Annotated in this window: 1 protein-coding gene; it reads left to right on the forward strand. The window is 40.1% G+C overall.

Annotated elements, in window-relative coordinates:
- Positions 1-277: hypothetical protein (locus tag SB752_RS32350; protein ID WP_410719488.1), on the forward strand; the 277-nt coding region annotated here is incomplete at both ends.

The following is a 277-nucleotide window of genomic DNA, read 5'->3' on the forward strand; positions in this document are numbered from 1 at the left end:
AATTTAAGTACGGAGGTTTATCGGCAGATTGAGTCTTTTGCGGGTTACTCTTTTTGTAAAGCACATTCTGCATCCTATGCGGTTGAGAGTTACCAAAGCCTTTACCTCAAAGTTTACTATCCGATAGAATTTATGGTTGCAGCGATCAACAATGGAGGTGGGTTTTACCGTACTGAAGTTTATGTCCATGAAGCTAGAATGTCAGGTGCAATTATATTGCCTCCTTGTGTAAACAAAAGCGAGTGGCAAACGACACTTTACGATAGGAATGTCTATT

The sequence above is a fragment of the Brevibacillus sp. SIMBA_040 genome, assembly GCF_046535075.1.
Taxonomy (GTDB): Bacteria; Bacillota; Bacilli; order Brevibacillales; family Brevibacillaceae; genus Brevibacillus.